This window comes from Escherichia sp. E.sYA108 (assembly GCF_011754335.1).
GTDB classification, from domain to species: Bacteria; Pseudomonadota; Gammaproteobacteria; order Enterobacterales; family Enterobacteriaceae; genus Escherichia; species Escherichia coli.
This window is the reverse complement of record NZ_JAAQVZ010000001.1, coordinates 2,487,593-2,501,617: the sequence shown is the minus strand read 5'-3', so window position 1 is coordinate 2,501,617 and position 14,025 is coordinate 2,487,593. Positions and strand designations below refer to the sequence as shown.

Here is a 14,025-nt window from a genome sequence, read left to right as displayed (position 1 = left end):
CAAATTAGTGTGAGTGTCCTGTTTCTTCCTACGCACAGGACTGACGAGCATGAGGGGAAAATATGCGAACCATAAATGCCTCATCTTCAGCAATGCAACAGGCATCCGAACAGGACGATATTGTAAATTCACCTAATTACGAGGACATTGCAGTAGTTGAATTGCAGCTCTGTATTAGCCTGACAGTGACAGAATGCGATATTGACTCTGTCACAGGTGAAATAGTTTGAATGATTAGCAGTTATGGTGCTCAGTCAACCACCAGGGAATAATCCTTCGAATTCTTATCGTGCTTCACCAACGCTGCCTCAATTGCCCTGAATGCTTCCAGAGACACCTGATGTTCTATACATGCAATTACAACATCCGGGTAACTCATAGAAATGGTGCTATTAAGCATATTTTTTACACGAATCAGATCCAACGAGAGTTCATCAGCAGATTGTTCTTTATTCATTTTGTCGCTCCATGCGTTTGCTCGTCATCTAGCGGTTAAAATATTACTTCAAATCTTACTGCATAAAAGAGGAAAAGTATGAAAGTTTGAGTACATCGACCTTACATACATCTGTCGGTTGCATATCCCTCCTGGATGCCAGCAAGGCTCAATTTTGTTACGCAATCAACACTATTCATCAAAAACAGGCTTAATATTTGACATAAATCATCAACAAAACACAAAGAGGTCAGACCAGATTGAAACAATAAACACGATAATGCTAACTACGCGCCATCGTATCACATGGAAGGTTTACCAATGGCTCAGGCTGCCATTTTTAAAGAAATATTCGATCAAGTGCGTAAAGATTTAAACTGTGAATTATTTTATTCTGAGCTAAAACGTCACAATGTCTCACTTTATATTTACTATTTAGCCACAGATAATATTCACATTGTGTTAGAAAACGACAACATAGTGTTAGTAAAAGGACTCAAAAAGGTTGTAAATGTTAAATTCTCCAGAAACAAACATCTTATAGAGACCTCCTATAATAAGTTGAAATCAAAAGAAATCACATTTCAACAATACAGGGAAAATCTTGCTAAAGCAGGAGTTTTCCGATGGGTTACAAATATCCAGGAACACCAAAGATATTACTATGCCTTTGATAACTCATTACTATTTACTGAAAGCATCCAGAAAACTACACAGATCTTACCACGCTAAACCATAACGTCCGGCTTCTCTCACTCCTGAGCCGGACTGCATTGGTTTAATAAAAACCATCAACAATTGTGATTTAGATATTCGGAACCATTCAAATATAACAAAACCCCGTAAAAACGAGGTTTATGGATAAATTTTATTATTGAATACATCAGATTAAATTAATCTTGACATCATAGCTTTCAAGACCCGTCATTTTTTCCCGTGCGGTAAACTGAATACTGGTAACTTCTTTCCCGGTCTTTTTCTTAAGTTCAATAATTTTTTTTGTTATATATTCAGAAATATCTGCTTCTGCTTTTGTTTTTAAGTTTTCAATATTCATCATTTCCTCTTTTAGTCTGTTATGACTTTCCAGTTACACAGTAAGTCGATTATATGGTGCAAACGTGTAAAAGATAAGATGAAACATCGCAATAATCAACATACGATAGTCTAAATTTTACACAAACAGACAAAGAGAATTTTCCTGAATTATCAATACAATAGCATCAAATCAACTCAAGAGCCTTATTGCTGCTTCCAGAATTTCTTCTGAAGTAACATGTCGATCCGCGGCTACATAAATGACTTTATGATCTCCGGTCAGAGATGGAAACCCTGCGGCCATTACAGTAAGGTGTGTTTTTTCGCCATTTGGATATTCACGCATGATGGTGTTAACTCCAGTCATCGCTGGCACTACCACTGCTGGTTCAGAGTTAAAAAAAACTATGATTTTTTTCATGATGTTACCGTAGTATGTGAGTATCCATCGAATAGATACCAAGCAAAAAAGCTCCCGAAGGAGCCTTCATTTTCACTTTTTTAAATCCAACGACAGACGGCTGGCATTTAAGTATTGTGAAATATTATCAAATGTAATCATCATTGATTTACAAAAGATACATTTTGCCCCGAAAGGATTCATGTCAGAAACATCAAAAGATGATGTTCTATACTGGGAACCATGACAACACGGGCATCTAAAGTGAATATGGTTTGTAATATTGTCTACCTCAAAGCGCCACTACATGAACAGCGGCAGGACCTTTAGGTCCGTTCTCAATACCAAATTCAACTTCCTGATTCTCAGTTAATGTTTTGAAATCGTTGCTCTGAATTGCTGAGAAATGGACAAACACATCTTTGCTGCCATCTTTCGGCGTGATGAAACCAAAACCTTTTTCAGGGTTAAACCATTTCACTAAACCAGTCATTTTGTTAGACATAATTATTACCTTTTGAAGAAATTAGCCCTTGGGCAGAATGGTCCGAAAAAAAATATCAGAGAGAAAAACCAACAAGGAAATCTCAAGAGGTACAAATAATAAAATTATAACAATGACTGCTTCAGATAAATTTGTAACAAACCAGAACACCATTAACGCATGATTAACCACCCATAGCAAGGATTACTTTTGTAAAGAAAAACACAGCAATGAAAGAATAGCTTTATTTATTAATAAAACGTGTCATTCTGATTAAGACCTTTTATCTTACCCTTAAGATTTCAGGAATTTTGGCTCATGGAAGAGTCCTTTTTATTTAAATTTTACATTCCGCGATGTAAATGTTCCGATTTAATATTACCCTACATTTGATGCTTTTTATCTCTTAAAGATTCATAGATCTGTTGACAAGTCACTCCTGCGATGTAGCGTTCGTCAGCAATTTCAGCATAAAGCTGAGCTTCTGCTGCAATATCTCCGAGCATGTTGGTGAGCATTCCTTCGGCGGTTTTGGTTGTTTTGCCTCTGACGGCAGCGGCAAGATCTGCGGTATGCTTCGCTGCGTCAAGGCGTATGGCATATTTTTTTGCTTCGGCACGCAACTGGTTAACACTATCAGACAGATAAGCAGCCCTGGCAGAAATTTCAGCAGATTTCTGTTGTGCATCTTTAACAGCCTCATCACGGGCTATAGTTCGCCCCTGTTCAATTATTCGAGCAGCAAATTGAGCATTTACCTCTTGTGATAATGCGGCAGCATCACGTTCCGCCCATTTTTTTTGCCATCCTCTGTCGCTCCAGACATTTCCGACGATAAATCCTGACAACACGAGAAAAATCACCATGAATATCTGATTCACTGTTCTATCCCCCAGCAGGTTAATGCGCTCTCCTGGTCACGACGAATAACCTGACCGTAACAGTTATTTGAACGAATGCGGCAATCGCGTCCGCCATCCTTAATCCACCAGCGAATCGCTTCGCATGCACCTTTACGATCACCAGCATTCAGCCGCTTATAAAACGTCGACGGGAAACACTTACCGGGGCCAATGTTATAGGGACAAAATGACGCGATACCCGCTTTTTGTGGTTCGGTCAGTGGTACTTTAATATTGCGCTCCACCCATGCCAGCGCCTTATCACGCTCAATGGCGTTGACCTGGTCGCATTTTTCCTTCGACAGTTTCATATTGGGAAAAACGGTTTTTCCATCCACCACTGTGGCACCCCGACAGATGGTCCATATGCCAGAACCATCGCGGTATGCCATTGTGTGGTTACCTTCTTTTTCGTCCAGAAACTGGTCAAGTATCTGAGGAGCAGATGCGCCAGCACCAATCAGCGCCAGAACGGCAGCCGACAGGCCGTATCTGATTTTTGTGTTCATATATATTTATGATGAGGACGCTCGTGCTTATTGGCAGGATTTTCAATCTTAAAGGAGTACTGATGCTGCAGATAAGACTCAACTTTTTCTGACAATTTTTCTGCTACTTCCAGGAAGACTTGCCGGACGCTCCTTCTGGCTGCTGCCTCATAAAACTCCAGCGCAGCTCCTTCAACACGGTCCATGGCGACATCCAGGTCAAAAATTTCACCGTCAAAGCGTTCCTTGTCCTGTAAGGCTACAGTTACCGTAACTTTATTCTCAAAATTACGGACTCCTTTCACAACCAGTTCATAGTCTTGAGTCATTGGATTACTCTCCTCTCGCAGCCTTACGCCTGTCTTCTTTAATCTTGAAATAAAGATTTGTCAGATACGTCAGCAGGCCAAAAACCAGGCTACCCAGCACACCGATTGCAGCCCACTGTGACGGAGTTACTTTATCGAGTAACTGTAATGCCCAGAAACCAGCATTACCCGCCGATGTGCCATAGGCAACACCTGTTGTTAACTTATCCATTGATTTCATATCCTCACCCCGATGTACACGGATGGTGCAATATGTTTGAAAAAGATCGGAGTCTACGGGGTAGTTTTGACAGCACACGTTGTTCTCAACGGCGCTAAAGAAACATACACATTAAAAATGTGAGTAATTATTTTGAAAGAAAGTCATATATAAAATAATAATACGAGAAATGTTTTCATATTTAGTGTACTGTATACGGCCATTTATACAGGAAAAGCCTATGTCAGAACGTAAAGACTCAAAATCACGCCGTAATTATCTCGTCAAATGTTCCTGCCCAAACTGCACCCAAGAGTCAGAACACAGTTTTTCAAGAGTACAAAAAGGTGCCCTTTTGATCTGCCCTCATTGCAACAAAGTATTCCAGACAAATCTTAAAGCTGTAGCCTGATTGATTTTATTAGTAACAAGTATTTTTTATATTTTAATAATATATTTAAAGCAGATAATAAAAAACCCGCCTGAGCGGGTTTGAGATTGTGGTGCTTTTTGTGGGAGTCATCCACTTACGCACTTTGTTTTGCGATGCCAGCAGTTAGCTTCTGCTGTGAAACTATTCATGCAGCAAACCTGCACTTCACCACAATGGTTAGCATACTTTTCCTGATTAAGATTTTGCCAAATATACTAGCCATTGTTTCATGTATTGGACCTCCTTACTTTTTATTAAAGAGATCCAATATTCACTACTCTGTCCGTATCTCTACTCAGGCATCAGCCTTCTTCGTTATCGTATACAGACGAGCGATGAATTTTAATCAGTAATGATGACATTTGCTGCTGCAGGACCTTTAGCACCACTCTCTATAGAGAAGGTAACCTTTTGACCTTCAAATAAGGTTCGATAATTATCATTCTGAATCGCAGAAAAATGCACAAACACATCTTTACTACCATCAACAGGAGAAATAAAGCCGAAACCTTTATCAGCGTTAAACCATTTTACTAAACCAGTCATTTTATTTGACATTCTACATTCCTTAACTTGAGCCTTTCGGCATAAATGGTTTGCATAACAGAAACGACTTCGTACTTAATTGGAGAGACTCAAAGAAGGAATAAGTGAATAACACCTGAAATGAGAACTGCTTTAGTAAACTACTTCGTATATCGTCTGTTCTTCAAACCGACGCAGTCATTAACTCATAGTTGAACATATGAAGCAATGTTTATTTTAGACATCCAGCCACCTTCAATCCTATCAAAAAAGTAGTTTTCTCCAGGAACGTGTGTATGGTGCACCAGGTTATCAGTATTAAGGAGTTTTTCTGTCCCCTAAAATGACAGGAATTGTCAAAAACTTTGACTACAAAAGCAGCAAAGGTCTTATATTCCCATCCGATGGCGTATCGATGCCCAGCTTCACGTTTCAGCTCTCAATCTTCGAGATGCAGAAGAAATTACCACAGGATTACGCGTGGAATTTTGCTGGATAAATGGTTCGCGTGGACCTTCAACTGCCAATGTTTATCCCGGGATGAGATTCAATATCTCTATTGCCCCATTTAAAGCACAAAAACCCGCTTATAAGCGGGTTTTCTACTTTTTTCTAAACGTCGGATACACAAAGCCCATCGTTGAGAAAATCTTATCCATGTTTTTTGAAAAATGCAAACATCATGTCGCCATCTTCAGCAAAAATCATTTATCTCGTCACCTTCCTCAATTGCGCTTCCGCGTATGCTTCTTCCTGCCAGCACTTTGTTACCAGTTTACCAATGACGTCCGCATACCCCTTATACCACTGATAATCGGTCAGGTCTGGTACCAGCTTCTGGACATGACGTCGTGCCAGCGTGGTCGGTAAACGACTAAACCGGTTTCCATTACAACGCCCACAAATCTTATATACCGGTACGCCATGAAACCGGGTTCTTTTTTCATCCAGAACAATCCCTTTACCCTTACACCCTCTGCACGCTGTGCTGACTTCGCCCTTACCATGGCAATGCTGACATAGTTCCTTCACCCATTCTTCCTTGATTACAGATTCCCCGCGTCTGTAGTGTTTCACCACTTCGCGCAATACATTATAAAATCCCGTACCTGAACAATGCTCACAGCGAGCCTTACTTGCCGCAGACCTGGAGTAATCAGCAAAGGCAAAATTCACGAGGTAAGGAATAATCTGTAACCGGATTTCTTCACTCAATTTGTTCAATGTCGGGTTATCCAGTGCCATCGCGTAATTTAGCAGGCCTTCAATCGCAAACTGAGCGTCCTGAACACCAACTTTTGCCAGAAATAAGGCCAACCCAAGTGGTGCTTTCGACTGCACCATCCCCTGCGCTGCCATTACATCCGTAATTGTTAAACAACCGGTGCCTGTCGCTGGAGCGTCATCGCTCAATTTTGGAGATTTTGGGGAGTAATATTTTGGTAAGGCTTCAAGGTTCATGCTCGTTCTCCACTTACGCCAGTACGCCAATTGCCAGCGCGCGATCGATAAAACGAAATATCAGCTCCAGTTGGGAGCCATACTTCTCTTCAAATGCCACTGTATCCGTATGCAGCTCGTTGTGATGCTTTCTGCACAAAGGCAACACAAAGAGATCATGTGCTTTTGTTCCCATTCCGCCCTGCCCGTGACCAATCAGATGATGCGGATCGTCGGCTGGCATACCGCAGCAAGCACACGGCTGTGTCTTAACCCAACGTGTGTATTTCTCCTTAACCCAGCGGCGACGTTTAGGCAGCTTCATGAAAGATTCCGGAGACTCTGGATCAACGGTGATGCTTACCACCGTCTTTTCCTGTGGTGTTTTTTGTTGCTGGTGGGCGTAAGGCAACGGTGCAAGATTTTTTGTGCGTTGTTTCAATATGCTGGTGGCGGTCTGCTCTCCCGGTACGATGTCGCTTTCGCGGTACACCGAGCAGATTTTTTCCGCTGGTAATCCCAGCGAACGACGCGATACAGCCTCAGGTAGTGCATCCACCACCTGATTGCAGACCGCCCACCAGGATAATTCAGCCAAAGATAATTCCCGCTCCTGCGTACCGCTTATTGCGTGACGGATGACGTCAATCACCCATGCTGTCAGATTTTGTTGAGCAAGCAGCTCCAGTGATTCCGATGTCTGGTCACGCAGTTGGTTGTCGCAGTGCCAACACAACACCATTGCGCCGGTACCATAACGGTGAATGACTGTTTCAGAGTGATGGTAATCGCCATTAGGCCACTGGCAGGATGTAACATGACGTAATAGCCAGTCAGACAATGCGCCAACACCGCCAGCAGCACGAATCACCCGTTCGTTACTAAAAAACGGCAGCAATGTTTTGTCTTCCGCCAGCGACTGGCGAACGGCAGGAACGACTCCGGATGGCAGATTACGCATGCTTTTTGGTTCCGGTTCCACCAGCACTCGAGGATTATGAAATATCTGTATGGATTCACGGCCCGGCTTAAGGACCACCAGCCCAAGCTCAGGCACCAGAACAGGTCTAAGTAATACCCGCACGTTACCTCCAGATCCGTTGCTGGAAAGTGCGGGACGCACGTGGTGGGCGTTCGGAGTAAGGCAATCTGACTGAGATTATCCAGTGACGGTAGTCGAGGCTAAGGGCTTTCTTAACCTCGTATCCGCGCCTGCGGTAACACTGAATTATCCATTCAGCCTGCTCTTCAGTGCATGGAGGGTGTTGGAACCATTCAGACTTGAATGCGTGAGAATACCGCTCGTGCGTGCAGACAAGAACGGGCGAATTATCAGAATTGTAATATTTTACGTTGCGTGCCATCGGTTTTCTCCGGTGGCACGGTGTTACTCAGCGGGAGTTCAGCCCCGCGCAAGATTGTAGATGAGTTTATTCTTCTGCAAAAGCTGAAAAGCCTGCTTTTATTCCGATCTCTTTCAGTGCCTGTAATGAAGTGACAAACTCACCTTCGCGCAAGATAAATCCGTCTGTCACTCGACCATCCACAAAATTAATTAACGCAGCCCCATTCTTTCGCAAACACATAATGCGGTAATGACTAACAAGATTTCCATTTTCAACGCACACAGCATAGAGGCCATCTTCACAAAAAATTTTACGCAGTTCTTCGATGTTCATCATCAGAATCCTTCCGGATAATTAGCTCTCCCCTTTAAGGGACCATCCCTCTTATCCCTGCGCGCTACTTAAGTATTTTTGATTCTATTCCGGCACCGTCCAGAACTTCAAACGCGTTGAAAATAAAAACAAAAACCCGCCGAAGCGGGTTAAGTGCGGGTGCGTTGAGGATGCCTGCCACATCAGAGGTGGCGAGGGATTTCTCCCTCGCCGGGTTTCTTACTCCTCAGGTTCGTAAGCTGTGAAGACAGCGACCTCCGTCTGGCCGGTTCGGATTCGTACCTCGCAGAGGTCTTTCCTCGTTACCAGTGCCGTCACTATGACGGTTAAACAGATGACGATCAGGGCGATTAACATCGCCTTTTGCTGCTTCATAGCCTGCTTCTCCTTGCCTTTCGGCACGTAAGAGGCTAACCTACATATGTCTAGCATGAAATTGGCCTCAGATTAATGTTAAGCGTCTTGCAGGACGCGTAATGTTAACTGGGGCTTTTCTCTATCTGCCGTTGGTGTTCATGCCCGAGGCAGATAGCCTCAAGCACCCGCAGCCATTCTACTTAACTACCGTTACCTCGCCAATGTGAAATCAGTCAGAAAGGCGATCCATAAGAACAATAGCAAGACAATAAATCGCCATTACAGCCGTAATAGCCAGCGCACATTTGAGAACCAGCACCACAACCTCCTGTATTGGACGTAGACCAGTCCTGATGAATATGAGGCTGTCTCGTCAGTGATTCAATACAACTATTGGGTATAGTTTCTCTGATTTTTTCTGTGGAAATGGGGCACAACCACTAGTCACCACCAGCACTTCTTTTAATACGCAAAGTCCGACACAAGCTAACCTTCTAGTCCGCTTTGAGCGAAAAACAGCCATAATTTAGTGCCACGTATATAATGATAGAGCTATTCAAGCTAGCAATTCACATGTAAAAATTCAGAGGGTAGAAGCACATAGTTATAAATGTTGGCTCCATCGACAAATTGCGGTCTCAAGTACATTTATTAATGTTGCCCCCGCATTAACAAATCATCAAGGTGACGACATGGACGATATTAATATCAGCCTCGACGAACTTAACACTATTGATTTATCCCCCTTAATCCAGAGTAAGCTGCCAGTTACCTGCTTTGATATCACAAAGTATCTTTCTAGCCTAGGTGATGGAAGAGCGGAGATAAGACTGCTAACCCATATTTGCGGTTTTCACTTTCGTCCCGAAAATCCACAGGTACCATTTGGTCCGTGCTTTCAAAGCAGCCAAGGTAGATCTGCAATTCCGGATGACATTAACGGGTTGTCGCTGGAGGTACTTTCTCAATTTTGCCCGACGATAGAGCTACCCGAACTTCAAGCTCGTATTGCTGATACACTTTGGGTTCGTAAAATTGGTGGAATCCGTTTTCCTTTGCTGGCAGTCCGTGCTTATTATGCGTCCAGTATAGCTATTATGACATCGCAAGGGACGTGGGTTAGTGCTTTAGAACGCCTAGAGCGTGCGCTTAGGCTGTGTTGTTTTTTTCGAAAGCATACTGATTTCAGGGATGAATTTGATCAGCTTTCGGCACATCTACTAGCAGAGTATGAACGTACCAGAGAACAAGGCGATTCACCTTATCCGCTGCGACTCCTGCAACTCGATATCGACTGTAAAGTGAGTGAGCCATCTTTTATTGCCCAGGAACTCCTGTTTCTGACAAAAAACTATCTGGCTCAAAAATTATTTTCATTTGCCGTCGATGCCTGTAAAACCGCAATCCCGATTGCGAATAGGTGCTGTGACAGAGATACACAGTTTGAATTCTGGCGGCTTCTTGCCGATACACATCTGGAAGAGTCAAAATTCCAAGATGGCGGTATGATTTCGGCAGCCTGCATGCAGAATGCTATTGAAGCACTGGCTAATATTCCAGGAACCCGAATAGAACGTCTTGCGCTGTATGAAGAAATGCGTGATTACCAAATCGAATCCCGTCACCAGATGTCTATCCTTCAGTCTCCCCCTCAAGATATTAGTGAGATTGTCCATCAAGCCAAGAGTCGGGTAGTCGGAAGAGATTTGTTTGATATGGTTTTCAGACTTGCGATGCTGGTCTGTCGGCCAACCAGCATTGAGAGACTTAAGGCTCAAGCAATAGAACAAAAGGCCAACAGCATAGCTTGGATGTTTGGATCAACACATATTGATCATGAGGGAATGACACTTGCTCGCATACCCGCAGGATTGGGGATTGATGATGCAAATGGGGCAGTTATTTGGCCCATAATGATGACGAGAATGCGTATCGACCATGAGTTGGCAGTAGCTGGGCAAATTATTCCTGCTACAGATGAGATCACAATGAAATATCCAATCTCGGAGGCGTTTTTTCGCGATATGTTCATCAATCATCCCTTCATCCCGTTTGGGCATGAAGAGTTTTTCATCAAGGGTATGGTTTGCGGTTTCAATGGAGATTTTATGACGGCATGCCACGTGTTGATTCCCCAGATCGAAAATAGTCTGAGATATGTGGCTAAAATTAAAGGTGAGGAACCATCGCAGCTTCACGGGGACGGTTCGCAAGAGCGAAATGGACTCAAGGGATTACTAGATAATCCACTGATTATTGAAGCTTTCGGCGTAGACATAATTGGCAATCTTCAGGCCTTACTGGTAGATAAAATCTATGGTGATTTACGAAATCAACTAGCTCACGGATATGTGCCTGCCGGTTACTACAATCAACCTCCCTGCATTTTTGCATGGTGGCTTGTATTGCACATTCTAATGAACCCTACGGCGAGATACTGGCAAGCCACTTATGGCCAAGAGAGTGAGGCTCAGACTTAAAGTGAATAAGTTTACGAAGTTGGCACTTCCGGATGCATGTCCATATGAGTTGAGGCGATTTGGTTAATAAGGTTGAGTGCTGCTGAAATTATTCGATGTCCGCTTTTGGCACAAAGCGGACAACCACGCCAGATCTACCCTGTGCCATGAAAAATGAGAATGTCAATTCACTCCTGAACTAATGCTTTTTAATCTAGTAACGTCTAAAATACCTAACATTATCCCTGATAAAATGCCAGTATGCGCTGCATAACTTCACTCATCCGGCACTCGCGACAGATTATGTTTAGGCGACTGTCGTAGCGACGTATTTCTCCATCAGGTAACGACCAGATAAGGTCCGGATCAACCACAGCTGTTTTCTTCACCTTTGCCCTCGAGAGTTTTTTGCGGGCGTTTTGCCAGTCCTTACGCGCCTGTTCAGACGGGAATAACCCGTAGCCGGAGTTGTATACATCGCCACTGGCTACCAGCTCTCTGGCAAGAACGCTCATCAGATATCTAGTCGCACCTGTTTTAGCTTCCAGTTGCCGTAACGTCTCACGACCGCTCTGGCGCACGAGTTCCACCACCTGCCCTTTAATTTTTTCCCGCTCTTCTTGTGTAAAAACTTTTGCCACAAGTCCCCCTTAAAATTACCTCATGACCTGAAATCAAAACTTATCCTCTGAAACCAGGCGGAATTTCTGTATCCGGTTCAGAAATATGATTAACACAACGCTGTACAGGTGAACGCCCCAGGCGGATGACCAGTTCGTCCCATTTTTCGCGGAGCTTTGACGGGCTCATGATGTTTTTTACCCAGAATGGATCCCGCTGTACCCGACCAAACATTTCACAAATTTGTCTGTGGCTTCTGCCATCCAGCATCCGCATTGTGCGCACATCATTGGCCCAGACAGTCCAGTTAGGCTCTTTTGGTCGCATGATCTCGCCATCATCACTGGCGGCCTGTTCGTAGAGACCCACGATCCGCCCCCATATCCACTGCGCACACGCCAGATCCTCCTGGCTACCCCACTGGCGTTTTTTCGCACTAAACACAACTGCGCCAGGGTGCCGGATTAAAAAATCCTGTTCAGCCGTCTGCGGGTCCGGTTGCGAAGCTTCCGGACGAAAAGTGTTTTTATTCTCTGTAGTAATCTCTGTTGTATTCTCTGTAGGATCATCGGGCCATTTTGACCCGATGACATTGGGTCGTTTTGAACCAATGGAGCGTTTCATTTTGACCTCTTCCATCGTGTCATTTTGACCTGATGGAGCGGCGCATTTTGAACCGATGGATTCGCTCAATTTGCCATCATCTAAAAGCTCGCTCCCATAGTTAATCGTGTAGAAATTGGTCATATCGCGCTTTGATTTATTGAGCTTTTCACAACGCAAAAGCCCCAGCGTTTTCAGACTTGCAAACGCGCGCTTTAACGTTGACTCTGACCAGAATGGGAACTGTTCCAGCCATTGTTCCGTTGTGTTGTAAATCCAGCGAACACCATCACATTCCATGCCGGAATTGGTATCTCTCAACCAGTAATGCAACTGCTGCAACACAATGGCTTCATTTAAGCCAATCTTCATCGCAAGCTGTGTGTTTATAACCAGTGGGCGTTCAGCAAAAAGAAGGCTCATAATTCCATCCAGCTTTTTGTTGGTATTGCTGTCGATACGCAAGTTTGAAAGCAATTGCTTTTTCTATAAGTTCGTCAGTTTCACGATCCACTACGGCAGGATCAGCAAAAAGCAGTCCGGACTCCACCACATCGCCATATTCTTTGTTTAACCCGGCGATCATGTACGTGATGCTTTTTCCGTCACTAATTTCACGATACAACCTGAAATCATTAATCCGGATAGCCTCCATAATTGCAGGCACTAGCGCCGTGAACTTTTCACGCTTATCCCTGGTGTCGATAGCCTTCCAGCGTTCGAATATCTTCACTCGATTAACGCCAAGCGCTCGCTGATCAACCGCGCCACCTTCATCTGTGACACGCTGAACATCGATGTTCGGGCGCTCTTTCAAAGCCCAGAATGCTTCAGTGATTAATATCGTCGCCTGCTCCTGTGTCATTCCTGGTCGACATATCCAGGCATCCAGAGCCTCACGAGCCTGTTCAGGAGTGATTTTCATTGTTCAACCGCCCCGCCCGCTTCGTCTTACGATATTCGTCATAAACCTTGGGATCATACAGAAGCTCCCCGCCAGATGCCTCCTGTAGACGCATCGCGCGACCTTCAGGAACCAGTATCCCCCAAGCAGCAACACTTGCCAGTCTCACTCCTGCGGCATTGGCAAGCTTTGTTTTGCTGCCAAAAAAAGTAATTGCGTCAACTTTAAGCATCAAAGCCCCCTCTTGTTAGACTTTTCTAACATTATTGTGCGCGGGATATCTAAGTCAAGAAAAATTAGAATTACCTAACTATGGATACAAGAACCCTAGGCCAGCGAGTTCTGGCGCGACGAAAAGAATTACGCTTAACACAACGAGAAGCTGCGCGCCTCGCTGGAGTTGCTCACGTCACAATTTCACAATGGGAAAGAGACGAAACCCAGCCAGTCGGAAAACGATTGTTTGCTTTAGCGGATGCTCTGAAGTGCTCACCTACATGGCTAATGTTTGGTGACGAAGACAAGGCACCAGTGCCTGCACAAGAACTTCATGTGGAAACAGAGCTAACTCCCAACCACAAAGAATTGATCGAATTATTCGATGCTCTTCCATCTTCCGAGCAGGAAGCCTTGCTGTCTGAAATGCGCGCAAGAGTAGAAAACTTCAACAAACTCTTCGAAGAAATGCTTAAAGCGCGTAAAAATAAATCAATAAAATAACATTCTTT

At 43.9% G+C, this 14,025-nt stretch carries 24 protein-coding genes and 1 pseudogene; 5 read left to right on the top strand and 20 right to left on the bottom strand.

Features of this window, described 5'->3' with window-relative positions; translation table 11 throughout:
• Positions 1–250 precede the first annotated feature (250 nt).
• Positions 251–457, bottom strand: a complete 207-nt coding sequence (locus tag HBM92_RS11815; protein ID WP_001031431.1) for a hypothetical protein — start codon at positions 455–457, stop codon at positions 251–253.
• A gap of 300 nt (positions 458–757) precedes the next feature.
• Here HBM92_RS11815 and HBM92_RS11810 point away from each other — a divergent pair, with 300 nt between their 5' ends.
• Positions 758–1,168, top strand: coding sequence for a DUF1398 domain-containing protein (locus HBM92_RS11810; protein WP_000035577.1), 411 nt, complete (start codon positions 758–760; stop codon positions 1,166–1,168).
• Between the two features lie 151 nt (positions 1,169–1,319).
• Here HBM92_RS11810 and HBM92_RS11805 read toward each other — a convergent pair whose 3' ends face one another.
• The 9 genes from HBM92_RS11805 to essD form a co-directional block, all read right to left on the bottom strand.
• Positions 1,320–1,493, bottom strand: a complete 174-nt coding sequence (locus HBM92_RS11805; RefSeq protein ID WP_001019606.1) for a GnsA/GnsB family addiction module toxin — start codon at positions 1,491–1,493, stop codon at positions 1,320–1,322.
• Between the two features lie 171 nt (positions 1,494–1,664).
• On the bottom strand, positions 1,665–1,895 hold the full coding sequence (gene ynfN / locus HBM92_RS11800; protein WP_000720962.1) for a protein YnfN: 231 nt from the start codon (positions 1,893–1,895) through the stop codon (positions 1,665–1,667).
• Between the two features lie 4 nt (positions 1,896–1,899).
• The gene (gene ynfR / locus HBM92_RS11795; RefSeq protein WP_122134696.1) at positions 1,900–1,965 is read right to left on the bottom strand and encodes a small protein YnfR; all 66 of its coding nucleotides are present in this window, start codon (positions 1,963–1,965) and stop codon (positions 1,900–1,902) included.
• A 2-nt stretch (positions 1,966–1,967) separates the two neighbouring features.
• Positions 1,968–2,156 (bottom strand): cold-shock protein, encoded by a 189-nt coding sequence (locus HBM92_RS11790; protein ID WP_071524604.1) that lies wholly within the window; start codon positions 2,154–2,156, stop codon positions 1,968–1,970.
• Positions 2,157–2,166: 10 nt separating this feature from the next.
• A complete protein-coding gene (gene cspI, locus HBM92_RS11785; protein ID WP_000066495.1) occupies positions 2,167–2,379 on the bottom strand; it encodes a cold shock protein CspI in 213 nt (70 codons plus the stop codon).
• Between the two features lie 362 nt (positions 2,380–2,741).
• Positions 2,742–3,239, bottom strand: a complete 498-nt coding sequence (locus tag HBM92_RS11780; protein WP_001071769.1) for a DUF2514 domain-containing protein — start codon at positions 3,237–3,239, stop codon at positions 2,742–2,744.
• On the bottom strand, positions 3,236–3,769 hold the full coding sequence (locus tag HBM92_RS11775; protein ID WP_001092971.1) for a lysozyme: 534 nt from the start codon (positions 3,767–3,769) through the stop codon (positions 3,236–3,238). Before HBM92_RS11775 ends, HBM92_RS11780 begins: the two co-directional genes overlap by 4 nt.
• The gene (locus tag HBM92_RS11770) at positions 3,766–4,077 is read right to left on the bottom strand and encodes a YdfR family protein (protein WP_000189915.1); all 312 of its coding nucleotides are present in this window, start codon (positions 4,075–4,077) and stop codon (positions 3,766–3,768) included. The genes HBM92_RS11775 and HBM92_RS11770 overlap by 4 nt, the downstream gene beginning before the upstream one ends.
• Positions 4,078–4,081: 4 nt before the next feature.
• Complete coding sequence (essD, locus tag HBM92_RS11765) at positions 4,082–4,297, bottom strand: phage lysis protein EssD (RefSeq protein WP_000839590.1); 216 nt, start codon at positions 4,295–4,297, stop codon at positions 4,082–4,084.
• A gap of 220 nt (positions 4,298–4,517) precedes the next feature.
• Between essD and ynfU the strand changes: the two genes are divergently transcribed.
• A complete protein-coding gene (gene ynfU, locus HBM92_RS25315; protein ID WP_001405948.1) occupies positions 4,518–4,688 on the top strand; it encodes a putative zinc-binding protein YnfU in 171 nt (56 codons plus the stop codon).
• Between the two features lie 363 nt (positions 4,689–5,051).
• Here ynfU and cspB read toward each other — a convergent pair whose 3' ends face one another.
• A complete protein-coding gene (gene cspB, locus HBM92_RS11760; RefSeq protein WP_000066484.1) occupies positions 5,052–5,267 on the bottom strand; it encodes a cold shock-like protein CspB in 216 nt (71 codons plus the stop codon).
• 298 nt (positions 5,268–5,565) lie between these two features.
• Between cspB and cspF the strand changes: the two are divergent.
• Positions 5,566–5,768 (top strand): annotated as a pseudogene (gene cspF, locus HBM92_RS11755) (cold shock-like protein CspF); the annotation flags it as partial.
• 174 nt (positions 5,769–5,942) lie between these two features.
• On the opposite strand, the gene HBM92_RS11750 reads toward cspF, so the two are convergent.
• The 5 genes from HBM92_RS11750 to hokD all read right to left on the bottom strand — a co-directional run bounded on the left by HBM92_RS11750 (position 5,943) and on the right by hokD (position 8,728).
• Positions 5,943–6,695, bottom strand: coding sequence for an antitermination protein (locus tag HBM92_RS11750; RefSeq protein ID WP_001047131.1), 753 nt, complete (start codon positions 6,693–6,695; stop codon positions 5,943–5,945).
• 13 nt (positions 6,696–6,708) lie between these two features.
• The gene (locus tag HBM92_RS11745) at positions 6,709–7,758 is read right to left on the bottom strand and encodes a DUF968 domain-containing protein (RefSeq protein ID WP_001385829.1); all 1,050 of its coding nucleotides are present in this window, start codon (positions 7,756–7,758) and stop codon (positions 6,709–6,711) included.
• A 1-nt stretch (position 7,759) separates the two neighbouring features.
• A complete protein-coding gene (locus HBM92_RS11740; RefSeq protein ID WP_023140913.1) occupies positions 7,760–8,038 on the bottom strand; it encodes a hypothetical protein in 279 nt (92 codons plus the stop codon).
• A 66-nt stretch (positions 8,039–8,104) separates the two neighbouring features.
• Positions 8,105–8,356: a protein Rem gene (gene rem, locus HBM92_RS11735; protein ID WP_000980999.1), complete on the bottom strand. Its 252-nt coding sequence runs from the start codon at positions 8,354–8,356 to the stop codon at positions 8,105–8,107.
• Positions 8,357–8,572: 216 nt separating this feature from the next.
• The gene (gene hokD / locus HBM92_RS11730; protein WP_000813254.1) at positions 8,573–8,728 is read right to left on the bottom strand and encodes a type I toxin-antitoxin system toxin HokD; all 156 of its coding nucleotides are present in this window, start codon (positions 8,726–8,728) and stop codon (positions 8,573–8,575) included.
• A gap of 674 nt (positions 8,729–9,402) precedes the next feature.
• Between hokD and HBM92_RS11720 the strand changes: the two genes are divergently transcribed.
• Positions 9,403–11,190, top strand: coding sequence for a DUF4209 domain-containing protein (locus tag HBM92_RS11720; RefSeq protein ID WP_000340969.1), 1,788 nt, complete (start codon positions 9,403–9,405; stop codon positions 11,188–11,190).
• A 218-nt stretch (positions 11,191–11,408) separates the two neighbouring features.
• Here the strand turns inward: HBM92_RS11720 and HBM92_RS11715 are convergent, their stop codons facing one another.
• The 4 genes from HBM92_RS11715 to HBM92_RS11700 are packed head-to-tail and all read right to left on the bottom strand — an operon-like array spanning position 11,409 to position 13,529.
• Positions 11,409–11,810 carry a DUF977 family protein gene (locus HBM92_RS11715; protein ID WP_001151189.1) on the bottom strand — a complete coding sequence of 134 codons (402 nt, stop codon included), beginning with the start codon at positions 11,808–11,810 and terminating at the stop codon, positions 11,409–11,411.
• Positions 11,811–11,850: 40 nt separating this feature from the next.
• Positions 11,851–12,816, bottom strand: coding sequence for a hypothetical protein (locus tag HBM92_RS11710; protein ID WP_000054487.1), 966 nt, complete (start codon positions 12,814–12,816; stop codon positions 11,851–11,853).
• Entirely contained in the window at positions 12,797–13,318 is a 522-nt protein-coding gene (locus HBM92_RS11705) for a toxin YdaT family protein (protein ID WP_000705349.1), read from the bottom strand. The genes HBM92_RS11710 and HBM92_RS11705 overlap by 20 nt, the downstream gene beginning before the upstream one ends.
• Complete coding sequence (locus HBM92_RS11700; protein WP_000921594.1) at positions 13,302–13,529, bottom strand: Cro/CI family transcriptional regulator; 228 nt, start codon at positions 13,527–13,529, stop codon at positions 13,302–13,304. The genes HBM92_RS11705 and HBM92_RS11700 overlap by 17 nt, the downstream gene beginning before the upstream one ends.
• 80 nt (positions 13,530–13,609) lie before the next feature.
• Here HBM92_RS11700 and HBM92_RS11695 point away from each other — a divergent pair, with 80 nt between their 5' ends.
• Positions 13,610–14,017, top strand: a complete 408-nt coding sequence (locus HBM92_RS11695; protein ID WP_000381212.1) for a helix-turn-helix domain-containing protein — start codon at positions 13,610–13,612, stop codon at positions 14,015–14,017.
• Positions 14,018–14,025 lie beyond the last annotated feature (8 nt).

What these genes read in the sequence shown, in the direction of transcription:
- HBM92_RS11770 (WP_000189915.1), bottom strand. Translation starts at nt 4,077, where the DNA reads ATGACTCAAGACTATGAACTGGTTGTGAAAGGAGTCCGTAATTTTGAG.
- HBM92_RS11695 (WP_000381212.1), top strand. Translation starts at nt 13,610, where the DNA reads ATGGATACAAGAACCCTAGGCCAGCGAGTTCTGGCGCGACGAAAAGAA.
- HBM92_RS11720 (WP_000340969.1), top strand. Translation starts at nt 9,403, where the DNA reads ATGGACGATATTAATATCAGCCTCGACGAACTTAACACTATTGATTTA.
- HBM92_RS11750 (WP_001047131.1), bottom strand. Translation starts at nt 6,695, where the DNA reads ATGAACCTTGAAGCCTTACCAAAATATTACTCCCCAAAATCTCCAAAA.
- HBM92_RS11810 (WP_000035577.1), top strand. Translation starts at nt 758, where the DNA reads ATGGCTCAGGCTGCCATTTTTAAAGAAATATTCGATCAAGTGCGTAAA.
- rem (WP_000980999.1), bottom strand. Translation starts at nt 8,356, where the DNA reads ATGATGAACATCGAAGAACTGCGTAAAATTTTTTGTGAAGATGGCCTC.
- HBM92_RS11805 (WP_001019606.1), bottom strand. Translation starts at nt 1,493, where the DNA reads ATGAATATTGAAAACTTAAAAACAAAAGCAGAAGCAGATATTTCTGAA.
- cspI (WP_000066495.1), bottom strand. Translation starts at nt 2,379, where the DNA reads ATGTCTAACAAAATGACTGGTTTAGTGAAATGGTTTAACCCTGAAAAA.
- hokD (WP_000813254.1), bottom strand. Translation starts at nt 8,728, where the DNA reads ATGAAGCAGCAAAAGGCGATGTTAATCGCCCTGATCGTCATCTGTTTA.
- cspB (WP_000066484.1), bottom strand. Translation starts at nt 5,267, where the DNA reads ATGTCAAATAAAATGACTGGTTTAGTAAAATGGTTTAACGCTGATAAA.
- HBM92_RS11815 (WP_001031431.1), bottom strand. Translation starts at nt 457, where the DNA reads ATGAATAAAGAACAATCTGCTGATGAACTCTCGTTGGATCTGATTCGT.
- HBM92_RS11775 (WP_001092971.1), bottom strand. Translation starts at nt 3,769, where the DNA reads ATGAACACAAAAATCAGATACGGCCTGTCGGCTGCCGTTCTGGCGCTG.
- ynfU (WP_001405948.1), top strand. Translation starts at nt 4,518, where the DNA reads ATGTCAGAACGTAAAGACTCAAAATCACGCCGTAATTATCTCGTCAAA.
- ynfN (WP_000720962.1), bottom strand. Translation starts at nt 1,895, where the DNA reads ATGAAAAAAATCATAGTTTTTTTTAACTCTGAACCAGCAGTGGTAGTG.
- HBM92_RS11700 (WP_000921594.1), bottom strand. Translation starts at nt 13,529, where the DNA reads ATGCTTAAAGTTGACGCAATTACTTTTTTTGGCAGCAAAACAAAGCTT.
- HBM92_RS11740 (WP_023140913.1), bottom strand. Translation starts at nt 8,038, where the DNA reads ATGGCACGCAACGTAAAATATTACAATTCTGATAATTCGCCCGTTCTT.
- HBM92_RS11710 (WP_000054487.1), bottom strand. Translation starts at nt 12,816, where the DNA reads ATGAGCCTTCTTTTTGCTGAACGCCCACTGGTTATAAACACACAGCTT.
- essD (WP_000839590.1), bottom strand. Translation starts at nt 4,297, where the DNA reads ATGAAATCAATGGATAAGTTAACAACAGGTGTTGCCTATGGCACATCG.
- HBM92_RS11705 (WP_000705349.1), bottom strand. Translation starts at nt 13,318, where the DNA reads ATGAAAATCACTCCTGAACAGGCTCGTGAGGCTCTGGATGCCTGGATA.